Origin of the sequence: Pedobacter sp. ISL-64, assembly GCF_018613605.1 — a bacterium.
Lineage (GTDB): Bacteria > Bacteroidota > Bacteroidia > Sphingobacteriales > Sphingobacteriaceae > Pedobacter.
The window spans coordinates 24074-49741 of the sequence record NZ_JAGGPU010000014.1; the positions used below are offsets into that span (position 1 = coordinate 24074).

Annotated in this window: 18 protein-coding genes; all 18 read left to right on the top strand. The window is 39.2% G+C overall.

Going from position 1 to position 25668, the window contains the following annotated elements; translation table 11 throughout:
• The first annotated feature begins 90 nt into the window (after positions 1 to 90).
• The 18 genes from J7E57_RS17970 (at position 91) to J7E57_RS18055 (ending at position 25662) form a co-directional block, all read left to right on the top strand.
• Positions 91 to 1233: a TlpA disulfide reductase family protein gene (locus J7E57_RS17970; protein WP_215132167.1), complete on the top strand. Its 1143-nt coding sequence runs from the start codon at positions 91 to 93 to the stop codon at positions 1231 to 1233.
• 225 nt (positions 1234 to 1458) lie between these two features.
• Positions 1459 to 1908: a DUF932 domain-containing protein gene (locus J7E57_RS17975; RefSeq protein WP_215132169.1), complete on the top strand. Its 450-nt coding sequence runs from the start codon at positions 1459 to 1461 to the stop codon at positions 1906 to 1908.
• 169 nt (positions 1909 to 2077) lie between these two features.
• On the top strand, positions 2078 to 2275 hold the full coding sequence (locus tag J7E57_RS17980; RefSeq protein WP_215132171.1) for a hypothetical protein: 198 nt from the start codon (positions 2078 to 2080) through the stop codon (positions 2273 to 2275).
• A gap of 46 nt (positions 2276 to 2321) precedes the next feature.
• A complete protein-coding gene (locus J7E57_RS17985; protein ID WP_215132173.1) occupies positions 2322 to 2906 on the top strand; it encodes an RNA polymerase sigma factor in 585 nt (194 codons plus the stop codon).
• Positions 2907 to 3450: 544 nt separating this feature from the next.
• Entirely contained in the window at positions 3451 to 4629 is a 1179-nt protein-coding gene (locus J7E57_RS17990) for a FecR family protein (protein ID WP_215132175.1), read from the top strand.
• Between the two features lie 149 nt (positions 4630 to 4778).
• On the top strand, positions 4779 to 8288 hold the full coding sequence (locus J7E57_RS17995) for a TonB-dependent receptor (RefSeq protein WP_215132177.1): 3510 nt from the start codon (positions 4779 to 4781) through the stop codon (positions 8286 to 8288).
• Positions 8289 to 8323: 35 nt separating this feature from the next.
• On the top strand, positions 8324 to 9817 hold the full coding sequence (locus tag J7E57_RS18000; RefSeq protein ID WP_215132179.1) for a RagB/SusD family nutrient uptake outer membrane protein: 1494 nt from the start codon (positions 8324 to 8326) through the stop codon (positions 9815 to 9817).
• A gap of 392 nt (positions 9818 to 10209) precedes the next feature.
• Positions 10210 to 11979, top strand: a complete 1770-nt coding sequence (locus J7E57_RS18005) for a DUF3472 domain-containing protein (RefSeq protein ID WP_215132181.1) — start codon at positions 10210 to 10212, stop codon at positions 11977 to 11979.
• Between the two features lie 79 nt (positions 11980 to 12058).
• Positions 12059 to 14221, top strand: coding sequence for an alpha-N-acetylglucosaminidase (locus tag J7E57_RS18010; protein WP_215132183.1), 2163 nt, complete (start codon positions 12059 to 12061; stop codon positions 14219 to 14221).
• 79 nt (positions 14222 to 14300) lie between these two features.
• Positions 14301 to 14852 carry a LacI family DNA-binding transcriptional regulator gene (locus tag J7E57_RS18015; RefSeq protein WP_215132185.1) on the top strand — a complete coding sequence of 184 codons (552 nt, stop codon included), beginning with the start codon at positions 14301 to 14303 and terminating at the stop codon, positions 14850 to 14852.
• Positions 14853 to 15987: 1135 nt separating this feature from the next.
• Complete coding sequence (locus tag J7E57_RS18020; protein WP_215132186.1) at positions 15988 to 16884, top strand: AraC family transcriptional regulator; 897 nt, start codon at positions 15988 to 15990, stop codon at positions 16882 to 16884.
• 127 nt (positions 16885 to 17011) lie between these two features.
• Positions 17012 to 18562 (top strand): long-chain-fatty-acid--CoA ligase, encoded by a 1551-nt coding sequence (locus J7E57_RS18025; RefSeq protein WP_215132188.1) that lies wholly within the window; start codon positions 17012 to 17014, stop codon positions 18560 to 18562.
• A 21-nt stretch (positions 18563 to 18583) separates the two neighbouring features.
• Positions 18584 to 19441: an alpha/beta hydrolase gene (locus J7E57_RS18030; RefSeq protein WP_215132190.1), complete on the top strand. Its 858-nt coding sequence runs from the start codon at positions 18584 to 18586 to the stop codon at positions 19439 to 19441.
• A 17-nt stretch (positions 19442 to 19458) separates the two neighbouring features.
• Positions 19459 to 20466 carry an alpha/beta hydrolase gene (locus J7E57_RS18035; protein WP_215132192.1) on the top strand — a complete coding sequence of 336 codons (1008 nt, stop codon included), beginning with the start codon at positions 19459 to 19461 and terminating at the stop codon, positions 20464 to 20466.
• Between the two features lie 25 nt (positions 20467 to 20491).
• The gene (locus tag J7E57_RS18040) at positions 20492 to 20674 is read left to right on the top strand and encodes a hypothetical protein (protein ID WP_215132194.1); all 183 of its coding nucleotides are present in this window, start codon (positions 20492 to 20494) and stop codon (positions 20672 to 20674) included.
• A complete protein-coding gene (locus J7E57_RS18045) occupies positions 20656 to 21771 on the top strand; it encodes a serine hydrolase domain-containing protein (RefSeq protein ID WP_215132196.1) in 1116 nt (371 codons plus the stop codon). The genes J7E57_RS18040 and J7E57_RS18045 overlap by 19 nt, the downstream gene beginning before the upstream one ends.
• Before the next feature lie 44 nt (positions 21772 to 21815).
• Positions 21816 to 24695, top strand: a complete 2880-nt coding sequence (locus J7E57_RS18050) for a TonB-dependent receptor (RefSeq protein WP_215132198.1) — start codon at positions 21816 to 21818, stop codon at positions 24693 to 24695.
• A gap of 58 nt (positions 24696 to 24753) precedes the next feature.
• On the top strand, positions 24754 to 25662 hold the full coding sequence (locus J7E57_RS18055; protein WP_215132200.1) for an alpha/beta hydrolase: 909 nt from the start codon (positions 24754 to 24756) through the stop codon (positions 25660 to 25662).
• Positions 25663 to 25668 lie beyond the last annotated feature (6 nt).

A 25668-nucleotide genomic window follows, 5' to 3' on the forward strand; every position in this document is an offset into this window, starting at 1 on the left:
TTCAAAATCACACAGTAGAATGATTAAATCATGGCAGCTTCATCACAAATTAAAATAAAATTTAAACAGATGAAAAAAATCCACATTAGTATGAAAAAAATACTTTTATTGCTGCTTGCGTTATCCCCTTCAGTATTATTGGCCCAAGAAAACTATAAGATAAAAGGCCAGATGACTCAAATAGAATCGCCTTCTAAGGTATTTTTAGTTTATGTAATCAATGGTAAAATCAAGGAAGATTCATCGACGGTAAGCCATGGTTCGTTTATGTTTAGCGGTCAGGTGCCAGACATCACCTACGCTACGCTATATCTTGATTATAAAGGCGTTGGTATCAGGAAAATGGACAGGGAATTTCCAGATTATAGATATCTATATCTGGTAAATGGCGCTACAAACATTTCAGGTACCGATTCATTAAAAAAGGCAAAGATCAGTGGAAGTGGGACCGTTATAAATGAAGATAAGCTGCGGTATACTGCAATGCTCAGACCGACTGGTAATGCTATATGGCAGTTAAATAAGGATTTTAACGCAGCGCCGAAAGAAAAAAGAGAGTCAAAAGAATTTATAGCTACCTACCAAAAAAAGCATAGTGAAATTGATGCGCAAGTTAAAGCGTTGAACAAGCAATTCTTAGCAGCACACACAAATTCCTATGTTAGTTTCGATGCGCTTAAAGATTTAGAAGGACGATATCCCCATTTTAACGAGCTGCAACCCGAGTTTTTAAAGCTTTCGCCAAGTTTGCGAGCAAGTAATGCAGGTTTAGCTTACCAGAAATATCTTAATAAATTGAAAGCAGTTGCATTATTCAGTTCGGTGCCTGAATTTTCGGCGCCTGATACGAGCGGTAGATTAATAAGCTTGGCATCGTATAGGGGCAAATATGTATTGCTTGATTTTTGGGCATCTTGGTGTGGTCCCTGCCGCGCGGAGAACCCTGGTTTGGTGAAAGCATATCATCATTTTAAAGATAAAAACTTTACTATTTTAAGTGTATCATTAGACGCAAAAAGAAGTGACTGGTCAAAAGCGGTCGTTCAGGATGGCTTACCTTGGACTAATATATCTAACCTTAAAGACTGGAATGATAATGATATCATCCAATTGTTCGGCATAAAAGCCATTCCGTATAACTTACTGATCGATCCTGCAGGCAAAATTCTTGCAAGAAATCTTAGGGGCAATGATCTACAGGAGCAACTGGAAAAAATATTCAGCAAGCTATAATTTAAATACAGCATATAAAGGCAAAATACAGTGATGAATTTCGAGATTGGATATTAAGGCAGAGGCCTTAATAACTGTTACATTCAAGGTTAGCATATTGATAAGTTAATTAGAGCAATAAGGTATTGAATATGCTAGAAAGTCCACTGAATGAAACGAATCTTGTAAAAAAACTACATAATGTAGCTACCTACTTCATTCCTGAAGTTAAAGTGGTGTTTGGGAATGAGGGAAGCGCACAAACTTTTAGGTATTTCCAATCTATTGGCTAATGAAATGGAGGAAGTATTTAACCGTTGGAGCAGGGTAAAAATTACCGATAAGTATTTGAAGCAGTTGATACAGGTCGCTGTGGCGCCGAACCCTGAGACCCTGGAGGCAGTACGTAAAGGCGAGGAGGACGGACTTTCTACCCTGTACCAAAATACCGTGGAGCAGGTTCTGGAATATGCATTAAGCTGCCCGACCCAACAGATGGAAACCACAAAAGGGACTTTGTTCGGGGCTTATAATGCCGTTACTGGATACCATCAAAACTTAAGGAATTATAAAGATGATGAAAGCAAATTTAAATCCATTATATACGGTACAGGTTTGAAGCACAATCAAACGGCTTTTGACCTTTGTATGGCATTTGCAAAGATGGGGGCCGACGCATTGAATAGGAGAATTTAATTTTTGATAGCGGTCGGCCTTGGGGCTGACCGTTTTTTTAAGCCAACGAAACCGCGGGTCGCCCGCTGCTGCTGCTCAGCAGACGGGCGGCGCTTATGCGCGCAAGGTGTAGAAAAAGATTTTGAAAAGTGGGATAAAGGGTTTATTTTTTGCTAAAATATCAGTAAAAATGAAGTCTAAAGATCTGCGGGGTAGAGGTGGGTTTATTTCTCAACAATTTAATAAATGCCCGCATTTCCTTGAAAAAAATGAAGATGAAAGATTAAAATTATCTGAAAGTCTTAGTTTTAATGAGTTTGATTTTAAGTTGTTTAGACTGTTTGCATACGAAAATCAGAAAAAAAATATTGGGATACTCGTGGAGTAATAATTATATCTATAATTTATTTGTTAGATTCGTATTGTAACGTTACATGACCAAACATATTTTACTTTCTGACGGTGAGTTAGTTTCCATTTTGAAAGATGGGGATAGGAATGCTTTTGGTGAAATCTATAACCGCTATTGGAAGCCGCTACATCATTCGGCATACAATATTCTTGGTGATGAAAATGCTGCCTCAGATGTACTTCAGGAAGTTTTTGTCAGTTTATGGCATCGCAGGGGCGCCGTTGAGATCCTCTCTCTAAAGTCTTACCTGTTTCAGGCTGTTAGGTTTGGTGTGCTAAAGTCGATAAGACAACAGAAAACAGATCAGCTTTTCTATACCAGGCTTGCTGCTGTCACCAGTGAGATAGTATTGGAAAATCCAATGCTGTTCAAAGAACAGCAACATCTTATAACGCAACTGATCAGTCAGCTACCGGAAGATTGTAGGACTATATTTATCATGAGTAGGGAAGAAAATTTAACCTATAAACAGATAGCCAATAAATTGGATATATCTGAAAAAACGGTTGAAAAAAAAATGTCTATCTCACTAAGGATGATCAGGAAAGGCCTAAATCTTGAACTCTGCATCGCTGTTACATCTCTTTACTTTTTGTCCAAATCCTAGCTTGTTTTCCATCAATTTCTATTTTCTTTTTGAAAAAGATATTTGAAAAAGTATAGGGTATGCCCTATGTTTTGGTACCTAACTGAGTAGAAGCAGAGATTAATATTTTAGTTAATCAAGAATAAGCTAGTTTGGAGAGGTAGCTTATTTAATTTCCTCAGGATCGAGAGTATATGGTTTCTATCAAAGAGAATATCTGTTAAATACCAACTAAAGAAATATAATGAACTTAATTATGAACAGGTTTGACCAGGAATTTTTTAACAATGGTCAGGAGAATACGATCGTGATAAATAAATTTACCCGGGTTGAGTTACTCTTAAGTATTGTTGGAAGGGCAGAAAATCATAGATGAGAAGAGCCTGCATAATATCGTTAAGCGAATAGAAATGATATCTTTCAGGAGACAAAAACATTTCTACTTTAGCTTTATGTGCAAATCCCCTACATTATTGATTATAAAATAAATGTATCGCCAGGTCTAAAAAAAAATATCATTAAAAGCATAGGGTATGCATGATGTTTTGGTACATATCTATATACTATGGAAAAAGAACATTTTTTATCACTCATCGAAAAGTACCTGGACAATAGGGCCACCCCAGATGAAAAAACGCTGGTTGAAACTTATTATGTACGTATGGGTGAAAAAAAGTACAGTGCACTGAGCCCTGAGGAGGAGGAAATATTTAAAGTGAAGTTGCTGCATAAGATCGAAACTGAACTATGGGCTGATCAAAGATTGGAACCTGAAGAGAAAAACAGCTCAGGGTTTATTTTACCGCTTAGGTGGGTTGCAGCTGCTGCAGTACTGATCATCATTGGGATTTCTTTATTCTTATTTAAACAGAGCAAAATAAGCGGTACAGAGAAGATCGATTATGCAAGTAGAATTTTACCAGGTGGAGATCAGGCAGTATTGATTCTAGGTGATGGATCCAGGATAGACCTGGGGAAAGCAGATAAAGGGCTTATTGCAGGCCTTAGCGGACAAGAGATAAAAAAAACAGATGAAGGCACCATCGTTTATGATCAGCTTGCTGGTAACCTACCACCTGAAAGCTTAAAACCAAGCTTCAATAAATTAAGTACGCGAAATGCACAAAAGTTTCATGTAGTGCTTTCTGATGGAACACAGGTGTGGTTGAATTCAGCGTCAAGTATACGTTATCCCTCTATCTTTTCTAAGGACAGCAGGATTGTTGAGCTAGAGGGAGAAGGTTACTTTGAGGTTGCGCACGATAGCTCCAGTCCCTTTATTGTAAAAACAGGCAAGCAGAATGTCAAGGTACTTGGCACGCATTTCAATATTTCTGCTTATGAGGATGATGGAACAACAAGAACAACCCTTCTGGAAGGAAGCGTAACTGTAAGCACGATAGCTTCATCAGGAGGAGTAAATAGGCATATTGCCCATCTTTTGCCTGGGCAGCAATCTGAGTTGAAAGGAAGTGAACTACAGGTTAATAATGTTGATGCCCAGGCAGCAATAGATTGGAAAAACGGAAAGTTTATATTCCGGAATGAAAATATAAAATCAATTATGAGAAAGCTTTCCCGTTGGTACGATATCGAGGTCGAATACCAGGGGAATGTCGAAAACCTAAGTTTTGGCGGTAAGGTATCGAGATCGAAAAACCTAAAGGAGGCGTTGAGGATCCTGACCCTTACCGGAGATGTAAATATAAAAGTTGAAGGAAGGAGGGTAACCATTATGCCATAGGCCTGGAATGGATAGCGGTTACATAATCCGGAAGTGCTGGACACACTCCCGGATAAGATGTTAAGCTAGCCTCTCAACAATTACTGCTAATTATCAACCAAACACGATGTGCTGGAAACAGGGCGTCTTCAACCTAACAATTCAAATATATGAAATTTTACGATTCTAATTCGTATAGGGCTTCCTATGCGAATGAAAAGATTCTTTTGATCATGAAGCTAACCACCATTCTTCTTTTTGCCCTGATCTTTCAGGTACATGCATCTGGCTACGCGCAGAAAAATGTTACCGTCGATGAGCGAAATGCCTCTTTGGAAAAAGTCCTTGAAAAAATTGGCGAACAGAGCGGGTACGATATTTTTTTTAATGCCAAGCTGATCGAGAAGGCCAACCTAATTAGTATTAAGGTAACGGATATGCCACTTCTGGAGGTATTGGTGAAATGTTTCGCCAACCAACCGCTCACTTATACAGTGGAAGGATCTGCAATTATAATTAGAGAAAAAAAAATAACAAATAGCGATATCGAGTCAAGAAAGGCTAACTACCCTATGCTGAACAGTACAAAGGGAAGAGTAGTTGATGAAAATGGTGCTGGGTTACCGGGTGTAAGTGTAATTATTAAAGGCACTTCAAAAGGCAACTCAACTAATAATACTGGTAACTTTACTATCGAAACAGCTCCTGGGGATATTTTAGTAATCAGTGCAATCGGATATGAAAGTAAGGAAATCGCTGTAAACGGAGTATCCGATTTAGGCAATATAACGTTGCGTCAAAAACCTCAGGCACTAGATGAACTTGTGGTGATTGGATATGGCAAAGTAAGCCGTAAAAATATATCAGGAGCTGTAGCAACCATTAAGGGTTCAGATTTAGCCAGCGTATCCACATCATCCAATCTTGCTCAATCACTTCAAGGAAAAGCAGCAGGGCTACAGGTTTTGCAGGGTACAGGGCAACCAGGGGCTAATGCAATTGTAAAAATCCGTAATAATCCTTCGAATGCCAGTGCTGGTGTACTTTATGTAGTAGATGGAGTTCCTATTAATGGTGGTGCAGGGGTTCCTGCCTCTGCAGTTTCTACACAAGGAAACCAGGATATTAGTTCATTGAATTTTATCAATCCTAATGATATAGAATCGATAGAAGTGCTAAAAGATGCAGCATCTGCTTCTATTTATGGTGCACGTGCTGGTGCAGGGGTAATTTTAATTACAACCAAAAGAGGACAATCAGGAGCTCCAAAAATTAATTACACAGGCTCGTACGCCTGGCAGAACGCAGCAAAAATGTATGAAGTGTTAGGTACAAAAGATTACATGGAACAGGTAAATCTGATTGATCTTGAGCGTTGGATGCAATCTAACAAAGTAGCTCCATACTATGGCACTGTAAATGGGTCAGCTTTAACACCTTTTAAACCTCGTTTTACACAGCAGGATATTACCAATTCTCCTAACTATCCAAATGCGATGGATGCCGTTGCGCAAAAAGGTTATACAACGCAACATGATGTTTCGGTTTCCGGTGGATCAGAAAACAGTAAATATTTTATATCTGGTAACTACTTTGATCAAAAAGGTATTTTGATTGCTACCGGAATGCAACGGTATAATTTCAGGGCTAATTTTGATCAAAATATCACGAAAAAAATTAAAATGGGTATCAGTGCTGCCATGTCTAGTGGTAAAATTACGGCTACCGGAACAGGAGGAGCTAATGAGGCTGGAGGTATTTTAACCGCTGCGCTTTATTATCCTGCAAATATGTCACTGGTAAATCCAGACGGTACTTTTCCGCTCAACCCCAGATACGCCAATATCCCTAATCCGCTTTCATACGCAACGGTAACTAACAATATTAATAGCTTCCGTTTATTAACAAATGCCTATCTTTCCTGGGAGATCATTGATGGACTAACGGCAAAAGGCATGTACAGTTATGATCGCTCAACAAATGAGCGGGAAATGTATTTACCACGGACATATTTAGGAGGCGCTAAAACTAGTGGTTCTGGTAATATTGCTCAAGCTGCAGCTGGTATCAAGTTGTTGGAGTATACATTGAACTATGACAAAACTTTTGCCATCGATCATAGGATTAGTGCTGTGGCGGGTTATTCTTTTAATCAATTTAATACCAGTGCATTAAGTGCTGGAAATCAGAATTTTCCAACTGATGCACTGTTGTATCACAATTTAAGCACCGGGCAAAGCCCTAAACCTTCTGTTGGTTCGGGATCTAGTGAAAAAGTCATTGCATCATATTTTGCCCGTGGTGTATATACCTATAAAAATCGTTATACTTTACAGGCGTCTGTTAGACGTGATGGTGCTTCAAATTTCGCTACTAATAAAAAATGGGGGTATTTTCCTGGGGTAGCTGCGAACTGGATTATGTCTGAAGAGGGTTTTATGAAAGAAAGCCACACACCGATAAGCTTTATAAAATTGCGTCTATCTTACGGTGAAACCGGTAATAGTGATATTCAAAGTGCTGCTCAGCTGGCTTACAATACCACTTTTTCGGGTGGAAATTATTCTTATTTATTCGGAGATGGATCAAGTTCCTCTACCGGCTTTGGCATTGCCCGGTTAGACAATCCCAACTTAAGCTGGGAAACCGCAAAGGAAATTAATGCTGGTCTTGATTTTGGACTGTTCCACGACCGTATTACAGGATCCTTCGATTATTTTACAAAGACAATCAGTGGACTGCTGTTTAATGTAACAACACCTGGTAATTATGAGGTTGGGGTACAAACCGTGAACGCAGGGAAAACCCGGACAGATGGTTATGATATTGCACTTCAATCTAAAAATTTTATCGATCGGTCAGGCAATAAAGGTTTCACTTGGAGTACATCGGTCAATTTTTCCCATTATTTAAGTTACTGGACCGAAAGAGCGCCACAAACATTGGCAACCCTATCTAAGTATGTAGCTGTAACAGGTAAAGATGCAGTAACAAATGGAGCGTATGGGTATATTTCTTCGGGGATTTATAAAGGCAATGGAAGCGTACCGAATCAGATGCCAGGCTTATTGCCAGGTAGTTTGATTATTCAGGATTTGGCCGGTTATGATGCAAATGGAAATTTGGCAGCAGCTGACGGAAAGATTACAGAAGCTGATCAGACGTTACTGGCCAATTTCGACCCCAAGTTTAATTTTGGTATAGGAAACCGCTTTACCTTCAAAAATTTCGACCTGAATATCTATTTTTCAGGAGCGGTACTAAAAGCATGGAGCCCGTATGCACCAAACCTTAATTTTCGCGTAGCCAGCCTGGCGGCAAATATGGGTACTTTCGGATGGAATACCATGCCAATCAGTTTAGAAAGATGGACTTTTCAAAATCCTGACGGAAATTTTCCTACCGGATTATCTGATTCGAAATATGCAACCTATCAGAACAACTCAAGTTATTGGATCGTTGATGCTAGTTTCTTGCGCTGCCGGAACATCACTTTAGGTTACGCCATCCCGTCAGCTTGGCTGGCAAGGCAAAAGGTAATCAAAGGAGCTCGTCTGTCGTTTGATGTACAGAACCCTTTTACCATTACCAATTACCCTGGACTGGATCCGGAATTGAACCAGAATAATTATTACCCGCTAGCTAAAAGTTATGTGCTTGGTATTGATTTTAATTTCTAACCCTTAAGTTAATTGTGATGAGTAAAACAATATATATGAAAAGATCGTTGAAACTGGCTTGTTTAGCCTTGATTCTTGTACCATTTTTAAATTCATGTGAAAAAGACCTGCAGTACAAAAACAGTCAGGAGCTCAATAATGATAATTTTTTCAAAACAGCAGATGATGCAAGTGCTGCGGTTACCGCGATGTACTCGGGAATGATGCAGGGCTATCTTGGTAACGGATGGGGCCCAGAACAGGCTGGATATACCACACAAGCCAGCCAGACTACAGATGAAGCGGTTTGTAATTGGGATGACTCGGGGCGTTGGAAAAAACTGAACGGATTGGTTTTTGATCCTGATTTTAATTCTATTACCGGACATTATTCTTCCCTGATGCGCTACGTATCTAAAATTACAACAACGATTCCAAAAATCCAGCAAATAGCGATGACTGATGAGCTGAAAAAGCGTTATGTTGGTGAGCTGAAAGCACTTCGGGCTTATTATATGCAGATTCTTTATTTGTACTATGGCCCTGTTCCTGTTATTTTGGACCCTAGTATAGTGAACACACCAGCATCAGCTCAAACCGCCCGCCCAAGTAAGGATGTAATGGTGGCCAATATTGAAAAAGATTTTAGGGAGGCCATATCGGTTTTGCCTAATAAGTTTGCCGGAACAGATTACGGCCGTTTTTCTAAAGCGGCTTGTTTAACAAGCCTAATGAAGTTGTATATGCAGGAAAAGCGGTGGCAGGATGCAATAGATGCTGGAAATCAGATTAAAACCATCGGTTTTAGCTTAACACCTAATTATGAAGATAATTTTAGCATTAAAAATAAGAATGGAAATTCAGAGATTATTTTGGCTGTAGTATGTAATGCAACTTCAGCAACCAATGGGAATGAATATCGGCCACATTATCTGCCAACCGACTATTACGAGGCATCCAATGGTGGTTTTGATGATGCCTGGGATGGGTACCGGATGCCCTGGAAAACTTATGATAAGTTTAGTCAAAGTGATTACCGACTGAAACTGCTGATGCAGAAATACCCGACCTTGGTAGGTGGTAACATTGTATTGCGGGATGCTAGAGCTGGTGGAGATATTGGTGCCGTCATGTTAAAATATGGACCAGATCCAGCTAAAACGGATGTTGACGTAAGCGCAGTAGATATTGTTGTGATGCGTTATGCCGATGTTGAATTGTTGCTTGCAGAAGCCATTAACGAACTAAATGGCCCAACAAATGATGCCTTTAATCTAATTAATGATGTGCATACCATACACGGAAAATTACTTCCACTGGCCGGACTTGGAAAGGATGCTTTTAGAACTGCCGTTCAAAATGAACGCTTATTTGAGCTTTGGGCAGAGGGGGTTAGGCGTGATGATCTGATCCGTTGGGGCCAGTTTATTCAGCGGGCAAAGGATGACGGCTTTGGCAATGTAGACGATCATTTGATTTTATATCCGCTACCGAGAGCGGCTATTACCGAATCAGCTGGGATTGTTAAACAGAATCCAGGATATAATTAATCAACTATTGGTGCCATCAACCACATTGGTACCTAATTTTTAATGCTATTTGTCACTTATCGTAAGATCTTTTAAATTTTAGAAAAATAAGAGGGATTCTTAAAGGAACTCCTGATTCATGCTACAAGTATTATTTCGGGTGTAGCATGAAAGAATATTGATGACTTTGGTAAGGAATTAGTCTGTTTTGTCACTTTTTGATATTCTGAAATTTGATCGGGTTTTATGAGGCCGCTGGTGGGTTTTTGCCTGCGCTTTATAGCTATAGCTGGTATAGAATAATAAACATGAATAAGAATTTTTAACCTGATTCAATGGAAATGCAACCCCGTCATTAAATCAATGACATTTAATTAAATACTTTTTTTAACAAAAATCCTAAAACAAAAATTATGAAAAGAAAATTTTTCGTAGCTACTGCTATGTTCCTTATTCTTGCCTTGGGGATGATTTCGTGCAAAAAGATAGCGGCAGAAAATGCAGAATTAACAACATTGAAGAACAAACTGCAGTCTAGTACCCCAATGGGTGGTACTTCACTCACGGTTCCGGTGGGTGGAAATGCTTATGTAACAACCCTTGCTACTGGAGGTACTGAATCGGTAACGAACACCGCATTGACCAATTGGACTAATCCGAACAGTATTTTTAGTGCTTATTTCAGGTTAGGGACACTTGGTAGTCTTACCGTTAAAATAAAAGCAACTGTTCCTTCTGGAAGTAGTGTAATTAAGGTGACCATAAACGGAACGTCTTTCAATGTGAATGTTACCGGTGCATCATCCACCACCTACAATGTTGGAACTGTCAATGTCACCGCCCCTGGCTATGTGAGAGTCAATTTTCAGGGACTTAGTAAAACGGGGAGTAATTATGCTGAAATATCTGACCTTGTAATCAGCGGAACTGCAGTGGCCTCAAATGTAATATTTGCGAATGATCCGGCAAATTTTTACTGGGAAAGACGTGGAGCAGCGCCATCTCTTAACTTTACAGCTCCAAGCAATACAGAGTGGTTTTATTCAGAGATTACCGTTCCAACCGGGCAGGATGCCATGAGTAGTTTCTTTATGGCAAATGGATTTGCTGGTGGATACTTTGGCATGCAGGTTAATACTCCTACAAGAAGGAGTGTGCTATTCTCTCTATGGGATCCAGCTGTTGGCAAAACCACTCTTGTTCAAAAAGGTGATAATGTAGAATATAATGCTTTTGGTGACGAAGGAACTGGGGCGGCCGGTGCTCTTACCTACAATTGGGTGGCAGGTAATACCTATCGTTTTTTAACCAGGGGCAAGCCTGATGGATTGGGCAGTACCCTTTACTCATCTTATTTTTATGCGCCAGAGGTGGGGGCATGGAAATTTATGGGTACTTTTAAAAGACCAAATACCAACTCATATCTTACCGGATTAAACTCGTTTCTCGAAAATTTTTCTGATTCAAACGGCTATCTGGGCAGAAAAGCAATCTATGGAAATCAATGGGCTAGGAATTCATCTGGTACATGGAGCGAACTCACAACTGCTTCTTACGGAGGTGGGCACGATGCAAGAAAAGATTATGCGGGAGGTTTACTTGGTGGGCAGTTCTATATGCAAACTGGTGGATATTTTGCAGATTTTGTGGAAACCGGTGTAAATTTTACTAAATCTGCATCAGGATCAGCACCTACAATAGATTTTACTACTTTACCTGTTGGTACGCCAAATACCGATCTTCCCAATGGCACTTACAAGATCATTACAGCCCTTAATAATACCAGTCTTTTAGAGGCGGCAGGCGGAGGGGTTACTGATGGAACGTTTGTGCAGCTGTACACCAATACTAGTCCAACTGTTTCCCATCAGCAATGGGTTATTACACATGTAGGAAGTGGTTATTATAAACTTCAGCCGGTAAATGCACCTGGCAAAGTTATGGATGTTAGCGGAGGCAGCACTGCGGCCGGAACACAGATACAGATCTATACAGATAATAGCTCGGCCGCCCAGAAATGGAAGATCATAAATGTGGGTGGAGATTATTATACCCTTTCGCCTGGAAATGCCACCTCTTTGGTACTCGATCTGAACAATGCCGGAACGTCAAACGGTACAAAAGTTCAGGTTTATACCTCAAATGGATCAGCTGCCCAGAAATTTAAATTTTTGCTTCAGTAGTTCAAATTTTTTGAAACTCAAATAATACACTGTTTATATCTGCTGAAGAAATTAAACAGTGTATTTTAAAATACATATAATGAATAGATTCTTTTTTAGAACAGGTGCTCTTACGCTGATACTTTTTATATGCACTGCGTTTAATACACTTTTTGCACAGACTTTTGATCATATAAGGGCCATTGCGCAGAGAAGGGTAGCATGGTTGGCACCATCTATTGTATTCAGAAAAATACCGGAAGAAAATGGAAAAGATGTTTTTGAACTGCTCACCAAAAACAATAAAATTGAAATTGCAGCTTCTGGTCCAAACGCTGCCGCTGAGGGGCTTGGCTGGTACCTTAAATACTACTGCCACAGAAGCATGTCGCATATTGGCGATCATCTTGAGGCGATAAGTACCCTTCCTGTAGTTAAGGGAAAGGTAAGGATTGTATCGCCTTATCCTTATCGATATGCGCTAAACTATTGTACGATAAGCTATTCTATGAGTTTTTATACCTGGGAAGACTGGGAAAGAGAACTGGACTGGATGGCATTAAATGGGGTTAATCTGGTACTTGCTCCTGTTGGGATGGAAGCAGTATGGCAAAAAACCTTAAAAAAACTTGGTTTTACAGATCAGGAGGCGCTTGCTTTTATTCCGGGACCAGCTTTTGGTGCATGGTGGTTGATGGGTAATATGGAAGGCTGGGGCGGACCAATGAGCCAGCACATGATAAACGGATTGGCTGACCTTGAAAAGAAAATTATATCGAGGATGAAAGAAATAGGAATCCAGCCTGTTATGCACGGTTTTTACGGAATGGTACCCACTACACTCAAGAGTAAGATGGATATCAAAGTGGTAGCTCAGGGGAAATGGGTAGGCGGTTTTACAAGACCGGATTTTCTGCGGACTGATCAGCCAGCATTTAAGCAGATTGCTGATGTTTATTACTCCGAAATGAAGAAACTTTACGGTGCTGATCTGCATTATTTTGGAGGTGACCCTTTTCATGAAGGCGGTACCGCTAAAGGCATAGATTTGAAAGCTTCTGGGAAATCTATTCAGGATGTGATGCTGGGTAATTATCCAGGTAGCACTTGGGTGTTGCAGGGTTGGCAATCCAATCCGGATACTACAATGCTTAGCGGACTCGATAAGAAAAAAGTATTAATTATCGAACTTTTTGGAGAGAACACAAACAACTGGGAAAAGAGGAAGGGCTATGAAGGTACGCAGTTTATATGGAGCAATGTAAGTAATTTTGGAGAAAAGAACGGGCTCTATGGTAAGCTTCAGCGCTTTTCGGATGAAGTTTACAGAGCAAAATCCGGCCCTTATGGAAATTATTTGAAAGGGGTAGGGATTATTCCCGAAGGAATCAACAATAACCCGGTTACTTTCGATCTGATGCTGGAACTGGGTTGGCACAAGGATCATATCAATGTTGAAGATTGGATTAAGACATATGTTCAATACAGATATGGCAAAAGTAATACGGTTATTGAAAAAGCATGGGCAATTTTGCTAAAAACTGTTTATAGCAGCCCGGAAATTTATCAGGAAGGGCCTTCGGAGTCTATTTTCTGTGCCAGACCAGCTATCGGAATAAAGACTGTTTCCTCATGGGGTACAAGAAAGAGAAATTATGATACATCTGAGTTTTTGGAAGCTGTCCGTCTTTTTGCATCAGCATCTAAAGATTTTGAAGGCATTGAGACCTATCAGGCTGACCGGATCGATCTGGTAAGGCAGGTACAGGCAAACAAAGGTGATCAGGTCTATCAGTCGATGATGGAGGCCATTAAAGAAAAGGATCTGGAAAAGTTCAGGAAAAACAGTGCCGTATTTACTGGCATGATCAAGCAGCAGGATGTTCTTCTATCCAATAGCAGGTTTTTTACCCTTAACCGTTGGCTTAAGCAGGCTGAACGTTTTGGTACAAATGCTGAGGATAAGGCAATTGCATTGAAGAATTCAAAAGCCCAGATAACCTATTGGGGCCCCGATACAAATGCCCGCACAGACCTGCATGAGTATGCACATAAAGAATGGGCAGGTTTATTGGGTTCTCTGTATCTGGCGCGTTGGAAAGCATTTGAACAGGAACAATTAGAAAAGCTTGCAGGCAATACAGTCCAAAAACCTGATTATTTTAAGATGGAAACGAGTTGGGTAAATGCAGCAGGTAGGTACGAGCCGGAAAAGCTTACAGAAACGCAGCTCAGATTACTCATCGATGGCTTACTTAAGTAAATATTTTACAATAGGAGAGGGACCACTTTGAAAGGCCCTTTCCTATTTACGGATCATTTTATTAAAATCAAATTCAGTTATGATTTCAAAGCACACTCGTTTAAAAGAAATAGCCACCGCCCTGGGAGTCGCAATTTCCACGGTTTCCAGAGCATTGCAGGATCATCCAACAATTTCACAGAAAACAAAGAATAAAGTTAGGCAGCTTGCCCGGGAAATGGATTATGAACCAAATCATGCAGCTGTTTCGCTTCGTAAAGGGAAATCATACACAATAGGCCTTATTGTGCCGGAAATTAAAGGTGTCTTTTTTTCAGCGCTTATCAAGGCTATTGAAGATGAAGCCGCCAATAATGGGTATATGGTTTTAATGGGACAATCGCACAGCTGCGAAGAAAGGGAGGCTGCCCTGGTTTGTAAAATGATAAATTTTCGTGTGGACGGGCTTTTGGTTTCTACAGACAGTCAAGCAAGATCATCTTACCCTTTTGATATGCTAAAAAGGTATCAGATACCACTTATTTTTCTGGTAAGAGGTGCTACGGTAGATAGCTTAGATCATGTGTTGTATAATGTAGAGAAAACTACCAGGGATGTTTTTGAGTTCCTGATGGGGATTAGCAGTAATTAGTCATTTTGATAATCATAGGCTAAACTGTTTGTTAAGACTTCTGCGGTATTGGTTTAAGATTCACAATCTGCAATCACTTGAACTTCTCTGTAAAATTGGCTGCTTATTAAGTTAGAAATAGGGTGTAAAAACGGGCAAATTTGTGTGAAATCCCCTTTTTTATTGATTTTTATTTGTGGATTATACTGCATTCATCACTTTATAGATATAAAATATGGCTTTAAAGTGGTTTGAGTAGTGTTTTTTTGTTTATCTTATTTAAGATAATTGATTGAAAACTCAGCCAAAACTCAGCCAAATTACCCAAAATGACAAATAAAAAACTACTTTTAAACCATCAAAAACAGCGTTTAAGAAACGCAATTGATGAATTTCAAATTCGATATTCTCCCCACGATAGTTTTATCAATTGGTTCAGTGATGTAAAGATTCTCAATTGGGAACCCTACATAGGTTACGACTTTCAATTCGTATAAATGCATTTTTTTTGCCATCGATTAAATTGGGTTCGATTTAAGCCCCTGCTTTCAGGTATATCTTTTTCTTTTAAGTTTTATAGTCCTTAAATAATTCGATCAAAACTCATTTTTAAGAGTTATTAAATGATTACAAAATGTTATTTAATCATATAAAAAAGGGCACTACGGCTCTGATTTTACATTATTAAACAACGTAAGCAGAGGTATCAATTGTTCAACTGTAGTCCCCAAAAGTGCACTTGAAGGGATGATTTTTAAATCATCCCTTTTTTTGTCTACAATCGTCATATCTAAGTATCTTATTTTAAATCAGTTAAGTGGCATTAGGTTCGTCATGGTAGGTGTTCGATAAAATGCCGTTTTCATAGTAGGTTTGACAGTTTACAATTAAAAAGAGGCTGACGAGGTGCGGAAACGGACCTTAGAAACTGATTTACCCATACAGGAAATCAGCAACCGTTTAGGTTACAGCAACCATTCGCATTTTGCGGCTTTATTACAACATTTTTTTTGGAGAATTTCCGGCTTCTATAATCAATAGAAGTAATATAATTGACAATATTGATATTATTTTTTTCTATAAAAGAAGATAATTGGTAGATGTTGTTAGAATTTTGTATGTTGGCATAATAAATAATACCTTAATATGCAATAAGATGGAACTGAAATTGCCTTATATCAATCCAGTGAATTTTGCAAACACCCTGGTGAATGATTATGATTTTAACATTCAGCAAGGCTGGAATTCTCAACATCTCGAATTCCCTGAACATATAGGAGCAGGCTCTTTACAATTATTTATGAGAGATGATATTCATTTTTTTAGAGGAAAATGGAAGTTTAATGAAGATTCCACTTTTCTATCACATGATCCGGTAGGACAAAAGGGCTTAATCGATTTCCGGCTAAGTAAAGACGGGCAGATTCATTCAGCATCTATAGAAGGGGATAAAAAATTTGAGTGGGAAATTACCGAGGTGGATGGTTTTCGATTCTTTATACCGGGACAATATCTTAAACTGGAAAAAAATCAATTATCGGATCGTTTTGAGAAATACTGTTTCAATAGAAATATTGTCAACTTACAAAAGCAACTTTTTGAGATTCAGGCCGGACAAGTTTCAAATGCCTTATTGCTGGAAAGTAAAATGCTTGAATTTATTTATTTCTGGATGGATTTTCTGCAAACCAATAACGTGGAAAAACATTTCGAAAGCATTTCGGATCGTCATTTTTCATGTCTTGAAAATGCAAAACAGCTTTTAGATGAAAGTCCTTCCCTAAGCCCATCAATAAAATACATCAGCAGAAAAGTGGGTTTAAATGAGTGTGATCTAAAACGTGAATTTAAAAAGGCATTCGGTTTGCCCATCAAACAATATGTGATTAAACAACGGATGGAATACGCTCAGAAAATGCTAAAAGAAACTGACTTACCTGTTGGCGAAATTAGTACCATGCTAGGTTATGCAAATCGTGGGCACTTTGCAAACCTGTATCAACGTTACTTCGGTTTTTCTCCATTACACGACAGGTTAACCAACCTGCATTAATAAATTATTCCCGTTTCGTACCAAATCATTCCCGATTAGATATTTTTTAAGTTACCTGAGCGTATAACTTTACGCTTAAGTAAATAAAATTCAGGGCCAAGCGCTGAACTAACCAAATATCTTTTCAATGTTCAATTTATCTTTAATTCTTGAAGATAGTGCAAGGCGTTTTGCGAATCAGCCAGCATTAAGTTTTAACAAAACCACGTTAACTTATGCAGAGCTAAATAACTTCGCCAATCGGGTAGCCAACGGGTTAAAAGCGATTGGTATTTTGCCTGGCGATAAAATCGCCCTGTCTTGCCCTAACCTGCCAGAATTTCCAGCGGTATATTTCGGTGTTTTAAAAGCGGGAGCTGTAATCGTTCCGCTTAACATTTTATTAAAAGCAGATGAAATTCTTTACCATCTAAATGACAGTAAAGCTAAAGCGTATTTTTGTTTTTCAGGTTCAGAAGATTTACCGATTGGAGATTACGGCCTTGAAGCATTTTACAATGCGCCGCTTTGCGAGCATTTCTACATCATTAACCCACAAACAAAAGAGGAAATTTATACAGTAAAGAGCCTTAATGATTTAGCCGATAGGCAACCATCAACGTTTCAAACCGAGGAAACCTCTGCCGATGATGTCGCGTTGTTAATTTATACTTCGGGCACAACCGGACAAGCAAAGGGAGCGCAACTAAGCCATTCAAATTTATTTTGTAATGCTGTTTTGGCTACTGATTTGTTTACTACAAGCCATCGGGATAAACAATTAGTCGTTTTGCCACTGTTCCATATTTTTGGAATGACCGTTTTAATGAATGCCGGTATTTATCGTGGCGTACACAATATCCTTCTTCCACGGTTTGATCCTAAAGCAGTTTTAGAACTCATTGATGCTTTTCACATCAGCATTTTTGCAGGCGTACCCACCATGTATTGGGCGCTGATTAATTACCATCACGAAAGTATTGAGGACGCCTGTATCAAGAAAAATCTGCGTTTATGCATTTCCGGTGGAGCATCCTTACCATTAAAAGTTTTGCAGGATTTCGAAAAAAGGTTTAACGTTTGGGTCTTAGAAGGTTATGGAATGAGCGAGGGCTCGCCTATCGTAACATTCAATGATTTGCGTATTGGTTGCAAACCCGGTTCTATTGGCACTGCAGTTTGGGGTGTAGAAGTAAAAATTGTTGATGCAACAGGAAAGGAGTTACCAGATGGAGAAAGGGGAGAGCTGATTTACAGGGGACATAATGTAATGAAGGGTTATTTTGAAAAGCCGCGGGAAACAGCCGATGTAATAAAAAATGGATGGATGTACTCTGGTGATGTTGCCGTAAAAGATAAAGACGGTTTTTACTACATCGTTGACCGCACAAGAGATATGATTATTCGTGGTGGAATGAATATTTTTCCCCGAGAGATTGAAGAAATTATGATGAAACATCCTTCCATTTCTTTAGTGGCAGTAATTGGCATTCCTGATGAAAGAATGGGTGAGGATGTAAAAGCCTTTATTGTGCTTAAAGCGCATGTTAAAGCTAACGCCGAAGAAATTATTTTATGGTGTAAAGCACATATGGCGGTTTACAAATATCCCCGGAAAGTTGAATTTGTAGAAAGTTTGCCCATTTCGGCGACAGGAAAAATTTTGAAAAAAGAGCTCAGAATGAAGAGCGCAATATAAATCAATATTAATAGAATCAATATGACCAAAAAACTACTGCTACTTTTTATCATTCCTGTTTTTTTATACGCTTGCGCGCCAGTTAAAGAACTAAAAGGAAATGGTCTGGAAAAAAAGTATAACGATATTCATTACGGCGATAAGGACCGGAATGTGATGGATGTTTATTTGCCCGCAAATCGAAGTGCTAAAACGCCCTTTGTTATTCTTATTCACGGCGGTGCCTGGACTATGGCCGGGAAAGAATATGTAAGAGATTACCAGGATTCTTTATTGAAAAACGGAATCGCTTCTGCAAGTATAAACCACCGTTATGCAAATAACACCGATGTTCATTATCCGCAAATGCTGGATGACGTAAATACTGCACTGAATTATTGCGCTGAACATGCCAAAGAGTGGAATATCAGGGATAAAGGTTTTGTAATGGCTGGTGTAAGTTCGGGTGCGCATTTGGCTCTTTTATATGCTTATACCACTACAAAAAAGATTAATGCCATTGTAGAATTTTGCGGCCCGACAAACCTGGCCGATACTACTATCCTGAATTATGCTGGTAAAGTAGGTTTGATGGATGTTATTCAGAAAATGACCGGAAAAACGTATAAAAAAGGGGGCACAATAGATCCGGAATTTGCCAAATCCAGTCCCATTACACAAATCAAAAACATTCCAGTGCTTATTGTTCATGGAACAGCAGACCCTGTGGTCAATTTCTCTCAATCCCAGCAATTGAGTGATGCCTTAACAACACAACACATTAAACATAAACTAATTCCTATAAAAGGTGCAGGACATGACCTGAACCTTAAAGATACTCTTACCAGGCAATTGGTTTACCGCCAAGCGATAAACTGGATGCTTCAAAATGGTCAATAATTTAAAATAAATATAGTATGAAAAAGATATTACTAACAGGATTTGCCTTATTTTCTGCATTATTATTGAGGGCTCAATCGGCTACAGAAATCAAGCCACTAACCGCTGCCGAAGTAAGCAAAAGATTAATTTCTAAATATAGTCTGCTGGCCCTTGCCCCAATTACAAAACTGGATTACGAAAATATCAAATCAGTAAGGAAAAAAGAAGCGGCATCCGTTATTCCAAAATTAAGCAATGCCGATAGTCTTGACGTAAGCTATGTAAATGTACCAGGATTAAACAGCGGCGATCCGGAAATTCCGATTCGCATCTATAAACCTAAAAACGCAGATAAAGCACCGATTTTTTTATGGTTTCACGGTGGTGGATTTGTATATGGCAGTTTAAACTGGGATCATAAAAATTGTGCGAATATTGCAGTGAGGGCTGGTATAGTGGTTATATCAGTAGATTATAGATTAGCCCCTGAAAATAAGTTTCCTGCAGGCGTAAACGATGCCTATTCTGTTTTTTTATGGAGTAAAAAACATGCGGCAGAAATAGGTGGTAACTCCGATCATATTGGCGTTGGGGGTGGCAGCGCAGGTGCTGGTATAGCCGGAAGCATGGTTTTAGTAAACAGAGATAAAAAAGGGCCAAAAATTGATTTTCAGGTCTTGTTTTTCCCACCCGCAGATATTGATACAAATCGGGTTTCAGTTCGCGAGCTCTGGAGCATTCCTGGGGTGAAAGGAGCAGATATTCCAGTTTTACTTAAAATGTACCTTGGCGATGACTATCAGAAAAATGTTCCTGATAATGCTTTACCCGGACTTACAAAAAGTTTTGAAAATCTACCTCCAACCTATATTGCAACCTGTGGGGTAGATCCCTTAAGAGACGGAGGATTGGCTTATGCTCAAAATCTAATTTCATCGGGCATTGGCGTAGAACTTCACAATTTTCCTGGTTATCCACACGGATTGCTCCCAGATAAAGTATTTCCAGAGGTTTATGCCTTTATGCACCAGTATTATAAATAGCATTTCAAAATAAAAGGAGGTGATTATGAAAGTTAAATTTTTAAAATTACTGCCACTGTTTGTATTCATTCAGCAGGTAACATTTGCCCAAAGTCTTCCATTGCAAAACGATGATGCAGCAACCAATGGTTTTTCTCCTGATCGCTTGAAAAGGATCGATCAGGTGATTAAAAGTTATGTAGATAGCAATTGGATAAAGGTGCAGTAGGTCTAGTGGTCCGCAACGGAAAAATTGTTTACTATAAATCATTCGGCGTAGATGATGCAAATAAAAATACGGCCCTTCAAAAAGATGCTATTTTCCGTATAGCCTCTCAAACTAAAGCCATTACCAGTACAGCGGTAATGATCCTTTTTGAAGAAGGTAAATTTTTATTGGACGATCCAATTTCAAAATATATTCCAAGTTTTGCCAAACCAAACGTGTTAAGCACTTTTAACGAAAAAGATAGCAGTTACACAACAGTACCTGCAAAAAGGGAAATTACCATCAGAGATTTGCTCACACATACTTCCGGTATTGATTATGCGCAGATTGGTTCGCCTAAAATGAAAGCCATTTATGCAAAAGCAGGTATTCAGGCTGGCTTTTCAGACCATAAACAGTTGCTTGCAGATGCGATTAACAAATTGGGAACTTTGCCCCTGGTTCAGAATCCCGGAGAACGGTTCACCTACAGTTTAAGTATTGATGTTTTGGGCCGTTTAGTTGAAGTGGTTTCGGGACTTAGCCTTGATGTTTTTTTGCGGCAGCGGATTTTTAAACCGCTAGGCATGGAAGATACTTACTTTAATTTGCCGGTAAATAAGCAATCACGCCTGGTGCAAGTATATACAGAGGATAAGGAAACCTCCAAGCCAGTTTTATGGAAAGATGACACTTTCCCGGGGAGTACTATAAATTACCCGATTAACAATAACGGCTACTATGCGGGTGGTGCTGGCCTGGTATCGACTATTAAAGATTATGCTATTTTTTTACAGATGTATTTAAATGGAGGGGAATATAACGGACATAGAATTTTGTCGAGACATACTGTAGAAATTGTAACCAAAAATCAAATCGGAGAAATACCTTTTGGAGATGATAAATTTGGTTTGGGCTTTCAGATCACTACAGAGAAAGGAAATGCAAAATTAGGTTTATCTGAAGGCAGTTTCTCCTGGGGAGGCTTTTTTGCAACAAGCTATTGGGCAGATCCAAAAGAAAAAATTTCCGGCCTGTTGTTTTTGCAGCAATGGCCATTTAAACACAGCGAATTGAGCGACAAATTTAAGGTACTGGTATATCAGGCGCTCCAATAAATGTAAACTTAACCAACTCGATAACTAACCAAATAACAATAATCATGAGAAAAAATTTACTTGCTAAATGGACCAAAAGGTGCGTTTTGCTGCTCTTGCTGTGGCAATTCGTATCCAGTTTGGCTTATGCACAAACCGGAAATATCTCCGGAAAGGTAATCGATAATAACGGAAACGTGGTGCCTGGTGCGAGTGTAAAAATTAAAAACACGAATAGGGTAACCTCTACCAATACCAATGGTGCTTTTACACTGACCGATATAAATGCAGCTATGGTAACGCTGCAAATATCTTATATAGGTTATCAAACCAAAGAAGTAACGGCAACAATAAATAAGCCCATGATCATTTCACTTGCTGAAGAAAGTAATAAAATGGATGAGATTGTGGTAACCGGAACCTTCGACAAGCGGAAGCGAATGGATGCATCTGTAGCCATAACCACGTTAAATGCCGTGCAAATGGAAAGAATTGTTCCGTCCAGTGCGGCAGATTTGCTTAAAAATGTACCGGGTGTATTTGTAAACTCGTCCGTTGGTGAAATCAGAAACAGCGTTGCCAGCAGAGGGATTACTGTTGGCACACAAGATGGAAGTTTTGGTTATGAATACGTTTCCATGCAGGAAGATGGATTGCCCGTTACCAATACAACTTATTTTGGTTATGGCCCTGATTTCTTTTTGCGTCCTGATGCCACTTTAGGCCGTTTAGAAGCCGTTCGCGGTGGTACTGCATCTATTACTGCTGCAAATGCCCCGGGTGGGATTTTTAACTATGTTTCGAAAACCGGAGGAGATGCTTTTGAAGGTGAAATTAGAACCAAATTAGGCTTAGTGGGTGTTGATGGCCGAGGCTATTCAAGAGCTGATTTGAATTTTGGAGGCCCTTTGGGGGGAAACTGGTTTTACGACGTCGGCGGATTTTACCGTTACGATCAGGGCGGGCGATATGCCGGCTATCCGATGAATAACGGCGGACAGATTAAAGCAAACATCGTTAAAAAATACAAAACGGGTTCATTAAAGTTTTTTGGCAAATACCTCAACGATAGGAACGGTTACGCACAATTTATTCCAACAACCGGTTTTGATAGTCCAAAACCCGCAGTAGGTTTTGATATCAACTCCAGCGTTTTAATGCCTAATGTTAATTATAAGTCGCAGGATTTTATTTATGGAGGAAGTTTAAATTTCAATCCCAGTAACCTGGTTAAAAGTATGTACCGGTCAGGCGGAATAAACTGGCAACAGGATCTAGGCGGCGGTTGGTCTTTAAATAATTCAGCTAGGTATTCAAGCAATACAATATTATACAATACACCTGGAGCGGTTTCTGCAATGAGTGCAACAGATTTGACAACCTATTTTTTATTGACAGGAGCTACAGGCTTGGGCGTTGGAACATATTCTTTTAAAGATGCACAATCTGGCAAGGAATTAATGAGCGTAAGTTCGGCATTAGGCGCAGGCGGATTACCTGTTTACACGGTAACTAAAAATGAAATGCCGGGACAGCAACTGCGACCAAATTCTTTATTTTTAACGACATTCGGGGCCTATAAAAATTCTGTTAAGGAGTTTATAGACCAATTTTCAATAAATAAGACTACCAAAAACATGAACTTTACTTTTGGAGGTTATTTTGGCTATTCTGATGTTCATCGTTACTCTGGTTTGGATGGGGTTGCATTAAGCACTATTCAGAATAGACCGCAGCTGGTTTCTTTAACCTTTAACGGAGTAACATTGGGCGGAACGTCAGGGCTGCACCAGGTAACCAATAAAGATGGAATAGCACAGGCCAACGGCGATAATGGTGCTTCTTTATCTTTTAATGCCAAACAGAAACAAGGCGCGTTATTTTTCGGTCATACCTGGAACATCAGCGAAAAACTGACTTTTGATTGGGGGATTCGCTATGAAAATGTAAATGTAACCGGTCATAACGAACGGGTTTATATGAAAACAGGCGTTCAGGGAGGTGTAGATGGAGATCCCAAAACTTTTTATGATAACAATACTGTAAATAAAATTACATCAGTAAATTTTGATAAAACACTTCACACATTTTCTTTTTCAGGTGCTTTAAATTATAAGTTTAATGATAATCTTGCCGTTTACGGAAGATATTCTGAAGGCAAGAAAGCCCCGGATCTGGATGTTTATTTTGCAGCCAACAGGCCAGAAACTATTGATTTGCTCAATCCAATGGAACGTACCACCAGGCAAGTTGAGGTTGGCTTAAAAGCCAGGGCAAAAGGACTTAATTTATTTATCACACCATTCTATAGTATACTGAGTGGCGTGCCGAACGGACAAATGTTTGGTGCTGTTGGAGGAGGATTTTATGTTCCGCCAACGCTTTATGGGAAATACAGAACTTTGGGCGTAGAAATTGAAGCAGATTATAAGATTGACAATCATTTCAGTGTAAGGGGGGTGGCCACTTTTCAGCGATCGAAAATTGCAGAATTTGAAGCCTGGGTGCCAAATGGTGCAGGACCGGCTGACGACACTAAAATATCTTACTCTGGCAATGAAACTGATAACAATGCCCGTACTATTTTAAACTTAACTCCAACTTATACCGTTGGTAAATTTTATACCTTTTTAACCTGGTCTTATTTAGGCAAACGCCAGGCCAATGCAGCAAATGTTTTCAGCTTGCCTGCCTTTTCTCAATTTGACTTCGGAGCAGGTTACGACATTAATAAAAAATTGAAATTAAGTGCTAATGTTAATAATTTATTCAATAGATATGGCGTAATGAGCTGGGTAAGGCCAGGGGGAATATTAGAAACCCTCGAAGGTAATAATGCCTTTAATCAAACGCTTTATAATCAGGCGGTACAAAATAATTCTCCATATTCTACGGTTTCCATACCACCGCGAGCCTATTTTTTAACGGCCTCATATAAATTTTAATTTCAATATTAACCCTGCACCACCGTGCAGGGTTAATATTGTTATAGCCGACCACAATATGAAATACATTTTCCTGATTATTTTTTGCAGTACCATTTACCTTGAAGATATAAAAGCGCAACAAGTTGTTGATTTGTATAATGGTGATGTACCCGGAAATATTTGTCATGTAACTGAAACTAAGCTGAAAAATAATGAAGTAGGGCAAGTAACCAAACCTACAATGACGGTTTTTATTCCTCAAAAACAAAATGATAAAAAAGCTGCGGTATTGATTATGCCCGGTGGTGGTTACGATCATCTGGCAATCGATAAAGAAGGATTTCAGGTTGCAAAAGCTTTTAATACGGTTGGTATTGTTGCTTTTGTGCTAAAATACAGATTGCCTTCGGTAAGCGATTGTTTTAAAGATAAACAGTTTGTCGCCTTTCAGGATGCTGAACAAGCGATGATGCTCATTAGAAAACAAGCCGGAAAATTTAATATTGATCCTGAAAATGTTGGTGTAATTGGTTTTTCGGCAGGAGGGCATCTGGCCGCAATGCTTTTAACAAATTATCAGGTTAATTTAATTGAGGATAAACAAACAAATTTAAAACCAAGCTGGGGAATTTTAGCTTATCCTGTAATCAGCATGGCCGATAGCTTGGGTAAAACCGGAACAAAAAAGAACCTTATCGGATTGGATGCTGCCGAAAAGATTAAACAATATTTCTCCGCAGATTTGCGTGTAAATGCTGAAACGCCAAAATGTTTTGTTTTTCAGGCACAGGATGATCCTGTCGTTTCTGTACAACACAGTTTGATTTTTTATGAAGCATTAGTTCGGAATAAGGTGCCAGCACAATTGCATATTTACCAAAACGGAGGACATGGTTTTGGACTTCATAACAAAACGACTACATTAAACTGGTTTGACGAAGCCTTGCTGTGGTTAACCAATAACAACTATTTTAAACACAGATAATATTTT